At 72.4% G+C, this 7,959-nt stretch carries 7 protein-coding genes and 2 pseudogenes; 4 read left to right on the plus strand and 5 right to left on the minus strand.

The genetic code is table 11. The features are described from left to right. Positions 1-137: 137 nt before the first annotated feature. The 3 genes from N912_RS0146805 (at position 138) to N912_RS0146815 (ending at position 2,579) form a co-directional block, all read left to right on the plus strand. Positions 138-746, plus strand: a complete 609-nt coding sequence (locus tag N912_RS0146805) for a DoxX family membrane protein (protein ID WP_028927854.1) — start codon at positions 138-140, stop codon at positions 744-746. Next, positions 734-1,732, plus strand: coding sequence for a magnesium transporter (locus N912_RS0146810; RefSeq protein WP_245645952.1), 999 nt, complete (start codon positions 734-736; stop codon positions 1,730-1,732). The genes N912_RS0146805 and N912_RS0146810 overlap by 13 nt, the downstream gene beginning before the upstream one ends. A gap of 334 nt (positions 1,733-2,066) precedes the next feature. After that, a complete protein-coding gene (locus N912_RS0146815) occupies positions 2,067-2,579 on the plus strand; it encodes a flavodoxin domain-containing protein (protein ID WP_028927856.1) in 513 nt (170 codons plus the stop codon). Here the strand turns inward: N912_RS0146815 and N912_RS66895 are convergent. From N912_RS66895 to N912_RS61380, 5 genes and pseudogenes are all read right to left on the minus strand, one after another. Continuing rightward, the gene (locus N912_RS66895; protein WP_342670912.1) at positions 2,545-3,444 is read right to left on the minus strand and encodes an HAD-IC family P-type ATPase; all 900 of its coding nucleotides are present in this window, start codon (positions 3,442-3,444) and stop codon (positions 2,545-2,547) included. The two genes, N912_RS0146815 and N912_RS66895, sit on opposite strands and share 35 nt — an antisense overlap. A 37-nt stretch (positions 3,445-3,481) precedes the next feature. Next, a pseudogene (locus N912_RS66900) lies at positions 3,482-4,459 on the minus strand (HAD family hydrolase); the annotation flags it as partial. Continuing rightward, entirely contained in the window at positions 4,438-5,193 is a 756-nt protein-coding gene (locus N912_RS66905) for an HAD-IC family P-type ATPase (RefSeq protein WP_156994429.1), read from the minus strand. The gene N912_RS66905 and the pseudogene N912_RS66900, both read right to left, overlap by 22 nt. Before the next feature lie 54 nt (positions 5,194-5,247). Next, complete coding sequence (locus tag N912_RS59210) at positions 5,248-6,762, minus strand: phytoene desaturase family protein (protein WP_037070260.1); 1,515 nt, start codon at positions 6,760-6,762, stop codon at positions 5,248-5,250. A gap of 148 nt (positions 6,763-6,910) precedes the next feature. After that, complete coding sequence (locus tag N912_RS61380; protein WP_028927861.1) at positions 6,911-7,513, minus strand: Rv1733c family protein; 603 nt, start codon at positions 7,511-7,513, stop codon at positions 6,911-6,913. A 231-nt stretch (positions 7,514-7,744) separates the two neighbouring features. Between N912_RS61380 and N912_RS0146850 the strand changes: the two are divergent. Then, positions 7,745-7,959 (plus strand): annotated as a pseudogene (locus N912_RS0146850) (Acg family FMN-binding oxidoreductase); the annotation flags it as partial.

Here is a 7,959-nt window from a genome sequence, read left to right on the forward strand (position 1 = left end):
CCCGCTCGGGGCCGCGAGCCCGAACGCGGCCCAGGGATCGATGGCCCCACCACGACGGGACCTTCGCCGGTACCTGACACCGGCGCGCGGGACGACGCTGTCGGCGACAACGTCCGTTCCAACATCGGGGGATCACGATGACAGTTGAGCAGGACAAGGAGACCATCGAGCCCGGTCGGCACTCCATCCGACGGGAGCCGAACCCCAAGCCGACCAGTACGACCGCCACCCGACACCCGCCCGGCGGGTGGGCGCTGGCCCTGATGCGCATCGGCATCGGCTTCGTGTTCCTGTGGGCCTTCCTGGACAAGCTGTTCGGCCTGGGCTACCACACCACGGCCCCACAGGCATGGGTCGCCGGCGGCTCGCCGACCCGGGGCTACCTCGGCCATCTCAAGGCTGGCCCGCTGCGGGAGATGTTCGCCGGCTGGGCGGGCGCGCCCTGGGCGGACTGGTTGTTCATGGTCGGCCTGGCCGGCATCGGGGTGGCCGTGATGCTCGGCATCGGGCTGCGCATCTCGGCGGTGACCGGCACGGTCATGCTGCTGGGCATGTGGGCGGCGGAGTGGCCGCCGGCCCGGTTCGGGTTCACCGGTGATCTCACCGACTCGACCAACCCGGTCGTGGACTACCACATCATCTACGCGCTGGCCCTGATCGTCTGCGCGGCTGCCTACGCCGGCCACGCCAGGGGGCTGGGCCGGGCCTGGGAACGCCTGGTGGGGCGCGCGCGGTGGCTGCTCTGACCCGAGGCCCAGCCGTCTGCGCCGACGCCCCGGCCCCGGCGGAGACGGCCGCCGCGCACCTCTCGGCCAACGTCCCGGTCGTCGGCCCCTCGGCGAGGGCCGGTGAGGTGCTCGACGGGCTGCGCGGCCACCGGTTCGACTCCGCCTCGGTGGTCGCCGTGTGCACGGACGGGCGGCTGGCTGGGCTGGTCGGCATCGAACGGCTGCTCGCGGCGCCACCGACCGCACCGGTCACCGAGCTGATGGACCCTCGGCCACCCATGGTCGGCCTGGACACCGATCAGGAGCGCGCGGCCTGGCAGGCGGTGCACCACGGCCAGGCCGCGCTCGCCGTGGTGGACTCCGACGGGGGCTTTCGTGGCATCGTGCCCCCGCACCGGCTGCTGGCGGTGCTGCTGGCCGAGCACGACGAGGACCTGGCCCGCCTGGGCGGCTTCCTCGCCTCCGGGGCCGAGGCGCGCACCGCCGCCACCGAGACCGTGAGCCGCCGGCTCTGGCACCGGCTGCCGTGGCTGCTCGCCGGGCTGGCCGGTGCGCTCGTGTCCGCGCTGATCGTGTCCTCGTTCGAGCGTCAGCTCACCGCCCAGATGCTCATCGCGTTCTTCGTGCCCGGGGTGGTCTACCTGGCCGACGCCGTCGGCACCCAGACCGAGGCGCTGATCATCCGAGGCCTCTCGGTCGGCGTCCGCATCCACCGCGTCGCCGCCAGCGAGACCCTCACCGGGGTGGTGCTCGGGCTGCTGTTCGCGGTGCTGAGCTATCCGCTGGTGCTGGGGATCTGGGGCGAGCCTCGGGTGGCCGCCGCCGTGTCGGTGGCGCTGCTCGCGGCCTGCTCGATCGCCACGCTCATCGCCATGGTGCTGCCGTGGCTGTTCCACCGGATGGGCCGCGACCCCGCCTTCGGCTCCGGCCCACTGGCCACCGTCGTCCAAGACCTGCTGTCGATCCTCATCTACTTCGTGGCCGCGACCGCGATTGCGACCTGACACCGCGACAAGGAGATGTTCCGACGCGCCACGAGTATCACGTCGAAACTGGGCCAGCTGGTCGAACGGCTGGCGAGCATGGCCGCCCTGGCGGTGCGGGCGTTCGACCGCGCCACCACCGCGCTGTTGCGTTCGGGCCTCGCTGGCCGAGTCGGTCATCGCCGAGGACCGCGACGGCGACGGCATCCGGCGCGAGATCGACGACCACGCGGTCAACCTGATCGCCCCGGCGGTCGGGTCCTTCGGCTCCCGGGTGGGGACGCTGGACTCCGGCGCGGCGGGACGCCGAGGCGCGAGCATCGACGGCGGACGACGCCGAAGGGCGGTGAGGGTCATGGCTGAGGTGCTGGTGGCGTACGCGACCAAGCGCGGTTCCACCGAGGAGATCGCCTCGGTGATCGCCGACGAGATCGGCGAGCGCGGGCCGAGGGTGCACCTGCGAGACGCCCGCGAGGTGCACGACCTGCTCGGCTATCACGCTGTGGTGCTGGGCAGCGCGCTCTACAACGGCAGGTGGCAGCGTCCCGCCGTGCGGCTGCTGCGCCAGCACCTGGCCGAGCTGGCCAGGATGCGGGTGTGGCTGTTCCAGAGCGGCCCGTTGGACGAACGGGTTCACCCGCCTACGACGCCGAGGGCGGTGCTGCGCCTGCTCCCCCGCATCGGCGCCGACCCGCCGATCACGTTCGCCGGCCGGCTGGACGCCGGGACCGCGCGTGGGTTCATCGCCCGGAAGATGGTCGAGCACGGCCGCGCCGGGGACTTCCGGGACTGGGACGCCATCCGTGCCTGGGCGGCCGGTATCGCCGACGCGCTCACGGCGGTCCCGGACGACCGGTCGGCCGACTGACCGCGCCGCGCCGCAGCGCGCGGTAGAGCTCGTCGGTGCCCCACACCAGCACCGGTAGCGGCAGCAGCGCCCACCCGGGCAGCGCCGCCGTGCCGAACACGGCCTGCAGCGGCGGGAGGTAGATCACGGCGGCGGTGAGCAGCAGCTCGAACACGATGCCGCCCAACAGCAGCGGGTTGCTGGTCACCATGATCCGTCGCAACGAGACACGCTGGGTGCGGGCGGCGAACGCGGTGCCGACCTGGCAGGCCACGATCGCGGCGAAGGTGGCCGTGGTGGCCTGCAGGTAGGCGTGGTGCAGCGGCGTGCCCGGCTGGGTCGGGGCGCCGAGCGTCCAGCCGGACCCGACGAGCACTAGCAGGAACACCCCCATGACCAACACGGCGGAGACCACCCCCATCAGGCCCCAGGCGCGCAACAGCATCTCCCGGTCGATCACGTTCTGCCCTCGGCGGCGGGGTGGGCGGGCCATCAGCCCCGGCTCCGAGGGCTCGCGCCCGAGCGCCAGCGCGGGCAGGGTCTCGGTGCCCAGGTCGATGGCGAGGATCTGCAGCACGGTCAGCGGCAGCGGCACCAGCCCACCGGACAGGGCGAAGACCAGGAACGGCACCACCTCCGGGACCAGGTGGGCGAAGATGTAGAGCACGAACTTGCGCACGTTGTCGTAGACCCGCCGGCCCTCCTCGATCCCGGCGACGATCGTGGCGAAGTTGTCGTCGGTGAGCACCATGGTCGCGGCCTCCCTGGCGACCTCGGTGCCAGAACGTCCCATCGCCACCCCGATGTCGGCGTGCCGCAGCGCCGGCGCGTCGTTGGCGCCGTCGCCGGTCATGGCCAACCACGTGCCGCTCGCCCTCCAGCGCATCGGCGATCCGCAGCTTGGCCTCCGGTGTCGCGCGGGCGAACACGATCTCCTCACCGCGGGTGAGCAGCGCGGTGAGCTCGGCGTCGGACATCGCGTCCAGGGCGGCGCCGTCGACGACGCGCTCGGCGCGGATGCCGACCAGCCGGGCGATCTCGGCGGCGGTGCGCCCGTTGTCCCCGGTGACCACGTGCACCCGGATCCCGGAGGCGTGGCAGGCCTCGACGGCCGCCGCGACCTCCGGCCGGGGCGGATCGAGCAGCCCGACCAGCCCGAGCAGGCGCAACCCGGGTCCCTCGGCCTGGTCCCGGTCGGGCTCGCCCGGCTCGGTCCAGTCGCGGCGGGCCACCGCCAGCACGCGCAGCCCGTGGCCGGTCATCTCGTCGACGGCGGCGGCGAGCGCGGCCCGCTGGCCGGGCTCCAGGACGTAGCGCGGCAGCACCCGCTCGGGGGCGCCCTTGACGTGCACCCGGCGGGCGTCCCCGACACGGTCGAGCGTGGCCATCGACGCGCGGCGCGGGTCGAAGGCGAACAGCGCCAGCCGCTGCCCGTCGCGGCCGGCGGGGTCGATCCGCACGTCCGCCCTGGCGGCCATCTCCAGCAGCGCCAGCTCGGTGGGATCGCCCTGGCCCGCGCCCAGGTCGGCTGTCGAGCAGCGAGCCACCGCCTCGGCCAGCTCGGCGAGCACCGCACCGGACGGGCCGCGCACCTGCCGCACGTGCATCACCCCTCGGGTCAGGGTGCCCGTCTTGTCCGTGCAGATCACCAAGGTCGAGCCGAGCGTCTCCACCGCCGACAGGCGTTTGACCAGAGACCCGCGCCGGGCCATCGCCCGCACCCCGACCGCAGGCGCGAGCGTGATGGTCGAGAGCAGCCCCTCCGGCACGTTCGCCACCAGCAACCCGACCGCGAAGATCGCCGCCTCGGTCCAGGACAGCCCGGCCAGCACACCCAGCGGCAAGAACGCGATCCCGACCCCGACCGCGACGGCGGCGATCAGGTAGGCCACCCGCCGCACCTGACGCTCCAGCGGGCTGTCGCCCGGCGGCCGCCGCCCGGCCAGCGCGGGCGATCCGGCCGATCTCGGTGTGCACGCCGGTCGCGTGCACCACCGCCTCGGCCGGACCGCCCAGGCACCCCGTGCCGGCTGAACACCAGCACCGGCGAGTCCAGCACCCGAGGAGAGGTGTCCACGGCGTCCGCGAGCCGGCGCACCGGCTCCGACTCCCCGGTCAGCGCCGAGGCATCGATCTCCAACGCCCCGGACAGCAGCCGGGCGTCCGCAGGCACCCGATCGCCCTCGGCCAGCAACAGCACGTCACCCGGCACGATCGCGGCCGCCGCGACCAGCCGCACCGCGCCGCCTCGGCGCACCCGGGCACTCGGTGGCAGGTACCGGCTCAGCGCCTCCACGGCCTTGCCCGCCTGCCGCTCCTGCACGAACGCGAACCCCGCGTTCAGTACCACGACGGCCAGGATCGCCCACCCCAGGTGGACGGTTCCCGCCACGAATGCCAGACCCGCCGCGCACAGCAGCAACAGCGCCAGCGGGTGGGTGAACTGACGCACCAGCTCGCGCCGCCACACGACCGCCCGCGCGGAGCGCAGCTCGTTGGGCCCGTACCGCTCCAGCCGCCGCGCCGCCTCCCGCACCGACAGCCCCGAGGCACGCGAACCCAGGTCACGCAGCAGCCGCCCGGCAGGTTCCCGAGGGGTCCCACCCGGACCCGGTCTCGGCCGGCACCGTCGCATACTGAGTCGATGCGTGCTGGGTCGACGTACCCACCGCCACCCCCCAAGTCCCGCTCAGGACCGGTCGAGCGCCGGGGCGCCCTTGCTGGTCCGGAACGGCCTGCCGTCTCGGGCGCAGATCAGCTGCGCTACCTCGCGGCCGGTCAGCACCCCGGACGGCAGCCCACCCCCGGGCGCCACCCAGTGACCGACCAGGTAGAAGTTGTCCAGGCCGGGCAGCGTCTTTCTCGGTCGACAGGTGAGGTTCTCGGTCGTGATCAGCAGCCCTTCATAGGAGCCGCGCCAGTTTCCGGTGTACCGCTCGAACGTCAACGGGGTGGCGACATCGATTTCCTCGATCTGGTCCCGTACTCCGGGAAATCGCCGCTCCAGCACGCCGATGACGGCGGCCGCGATCCGTTCCTTCTCCTCGGCGTACGCCGCCGGGTCGTCCGCCAGCGACCGCCAATGGTCGTAGTCGGCGCCGAGAATCACCGCCACCGACGACGTGCCCGGCTCGGCCATCGTCGGGTCATAGCAGTAATGCCGGATCGAAATCGAGCGCTGCTCGACCCCGCCCAGGACCAACGGTTCGGGCAGCAGTTGCACCACCGCGTGCGGCTCGGCCGAAATGTCACGCGCGATACCCAACGAAACCCGCACCAGCGGCGGGAAGATGCGCGACTCCTGGTACCGGGCGCGGACCCCGTCGTCGACGAAACGGCCACCGAGCATCTCGTACACCGCGGTGTGCGCGTCCGAGGCCGAGATGACGTAGTCCGAGCGGCGCTCGCCGCCGTCGGCACACCGCACACCCACCGCATGGGCATCCTCGACCAGGATCCTGTCCACCCGCGCCCCGTACTCCACCTGGCCACCGAGGGCCAGGTACCGACGCTCGATGGCCCGGATGAACTCCAGCGAACCGCCGATCGGGTACCCGGCCGCCCGGTTGTGCATCCACGCCAGGGTCACGCACAGGCCGAGCAGCGGAAAGTCGGGCGTATCGATGATCGTGGTGAACGCGGTACGAAGCAGCGGATGCCGGAAACCGGCGGCGAAGTCAGGCAGGGAGACCCGGCCGTAGCGGGCCAACGACCAGAGGAACGGCAGCGCCCGGGCGGCCGCCTTCAGCCGGTCGGGCACGGACATAAGCTCGCTGGGCTTGCCCAACGGCAGGTCGAAACGGGCGTGCCGGCGCACCAGGCCGGTGAGCTTCCTGATCCGCCGGGCGTCCTCGGGCGCCAGCTCGCACAGGTGCCGCTCCAGGCGGTCGACATCGGTGTAGACGACCAGCGCCGTCCCGTCTGCTCCGATGACGCGAACGAACTCGTCATGGTCGACCATGTCCCTGTCCTGGACGGCCCCCAACTCTTGCCACGCGTCGTACAGGCTGTTGCCGGGTCCGGAGCCGACCAGCCATTGGAGACAGTTGTCGAAAACATACCGACCGCGCCGCCACGACGTGCACAACCCACCCGGCAGGTCGTGCTGTTCGACAATCCTCGTGCGATATCCGTTCATCTGCAAATAACACCCGACCGACAGCCCGGCAATGCCGGCACCGACGACAACAACCGATTTCGTCATCGTGAGACCTCTTTCTCGGCACCGGGCTGCACCGGTTTCTCCATATCATTTCTGGCACGCCTCGCGTCCGGCGCGACCGACAACGCGATAGGCGCTCCCCACACCCACATGACCACGGCCTGGGCGATCGCTCGCGCCTTCCGTCCGATCATGAGGACGGGCTCTCGCCGAGTGCCCGGCCGCTCCACACCGGTTCGACGCCGCGCCATTCCCGCGCCCAGCGGGCGCTGTTGCGGGCGAGCGTGCCGCGTCGCACCACCCACCACAACGCCCCCAGCGTCACCCCGACCCCGAGCGCGGCCAGCCCCGCGGTGACTACCGCGCCGACGAGGGCCAGGTCCGGGTCGGTCGGTGGCGGGACGAGGTGGCGGTCACGATCCGCCCACACGGTGACCGGGTCACCGGCCCGCAGGGCCCGCGTCACCACCGCCTCGTCGACCCGCTCGACACCGTCGCTGCCGACCCACCGCACCGGTATCCGCGTCGATTGGCTGCCGCCTCGGCTCGCAACCGCCGTCATCGGCGGGGTGTTCGACACCACCACGGCCGTGACAGGGGTTCGCGCCGCTGCCTCCGCACGGGCACGCTGCAGCGTGCTCGCGTGGGTCTGAGAGCCGATCACGAACGCGACGATCCCGCCTAGCAGGCCGAGCAATGCCAGCAACCAGGCCGCGATGCTCTCCACCCGGTCGGTCGGCCGTCGCGGCAGTCGGTCGCCCGCGCGGCCGCCGTGTCGCTGGTCGTCGGCCATCGTCCGTCACCTCCATCGACATCTCGAGACTGCCGAGCCGGGCGATCCGGTCTCGACAGGCGAAGGACATCGAATCGGGCGACCTTCGGCGCAGGTCCTTGGTACTTGACGTTTCGCTAGCGACAGGGGCCGTTCTGCCCTGTGTGCCACTGGTCCGCGGGCGGCACGGTGGATATCGAAGCGGGTACCGGACAGCCGCGAACCCAAGAGATCGGAAGGGAGGCGACACCGATGGCGGAGTCGCTGATCCCTGTCGGTGGCCTCACCGCCGAGCAGGTGCGCACGGTGGTCATCGCCGCCACCGCCGCGCCGTCGCTGCACAACAGCCAGCCGTGGCGGTTCCGATGCACCCCGTCGGCGATCGAGCTGCACACCGACGCCTCGCGCGAGATCCCCGTCGCCGACCCCGACCACCGCGAGCTCGTGCTCGCCGGCGGCGCCGCGCT

Source organism: Actinospineispora acaciae DSM 45401 (assembly GCF_000620785.1).
Lineage (GTDB): Bacteria > Actinomycetota > Actinomycetes > Mycobacteriales > Pseudonocardiaceae > Pseudonocardia > Pseudonocardia acaciae.